This window comes from Maribellus maritimus (assembly GCF_022267315.1).
GTDB lineage: Bacteria > Bacteroidota > Bacteroidia > Bacteroidales > Prolixibacteraceae > Draconibacterium > Draconibacterium maritimum.
Map to the genome: position 1 here is coordinate 1 of NZ_JAIKLE010000145.1, position 1,118 is coordinate 1,118.

The window sequence follows — 1,118 nt, forward strand, 5'->3', positions numbered from 1 at the left end:
AGGTAACCTTCTGCTGCAAGCATTTCTACAACAGAACCAAATATCTCTTTCAGGTTGCCATCCAGGCGTTTCCCCCGAAACCGGTTGATGGTATTGTGGTCAGGATTGCTCATGCCGCTTATCCACATAAAATGGATATTCTCTTTTAGCGATTCTTCAATCTGGCGACTCGAATAAATATTACGCAGGTAAGCGTAAATCAATACTTTTAATAACATGCGGGGATGGTAGCCCGAACTACCGCCACCCGGATAAGTATCCATGATGCAATGGATATCGACCTTATCGATTATCCTGTCAACTATGCGCACCGGATGCCCCGATGGAACTAGTTCATCAATATTCGGGGGGGAACAGCATCGACTGTTTGTCGTGATAAGGTTTGAATGGTACTTTTCTGTATCTCCTTGCCATGCCTGAAGATACTAAATCGCTGACAGTCAACAAAAGCGATCAGTGACAACTTTCATTATTTTATCTGCTATTCGCTGAAAATGAATAAAGGCCATCTCTTTTGAGACAGCCTCTTGTGCCTGTCCGGCAGGGACTTTTATCCGGGGGATAAAAGCCTGATTAATCCAAAGGATTAAAATGCTAAAATGAGACCCAAAACGTGCGATACCGAAAAACTGGATAAACTGATTTGCATTCGGCTTTCAGAGTTGGAAAAGAAGTTGCTGCGGAAAAGATGCGGAAAAGAAGGCTATCGAACCATCAGCGATTTTTGCCGTGCCAAACTGGTACGGAAAAGGGAAATCCGGAAAATTGAGGCCAGTGAGGATTTTATCCGGGTAACACAAAAACTGGATTATGAACTCAACAAAATCGGGGTGAACCTGAACCAGGTTGCCAAAAATTTAAATACCCATCAGGTTTACCAGTTTTCCGGTGCTGACAGGGAAGTTTTCAGGCAGGTTTTGATTGAACTGGAAAAATGTTTTTCCATTCTGCAGCAATACATGGATAAAATTGAACCCCGGTAATATGGTCATAAAAATCCACCAGGTTGCCAATACTGAAAATGCCCTCATGTACAATGAGAAAAAAGTAAAACAGGGTGTTGCTGCTTTTTTTGATAGTAAAAATACCCTTTCTTCCAATCCTTTTATGTACGATGA

2 protein-coding genes are annotated in these 1,118 nt (G+C 42.0%); one reads left to right on the forward strand and one right to left on the reverse strand.

The genetic code is table 11. The annotated features are described in order from the left end of the window. Window positions 1-263 (reverse strand): transposase (locus K5G00_RS29425; RefSeq protein ID WP_394800894.1); only part of this gene is annotated, 263 nt, incomplete at its 3' end. A gap of 336 nt (window positions 264-599) precedes the next feature. Here K5G00_RS29425 and K5G00_RS29430 point away from each other — a divergent pair. After that, window positions 600-983: a plasmid mobilization protein gene (locus K5G00_RS29430; RefSeq protein WP_238770213.1), complete on the forward strand. Its 384-nt coding sequence runs from the start codon at window positions 600-602 to the stop codon at window positions 981-983. Window positions 984-1,118 lie beyond the last annotated feature (135 nt).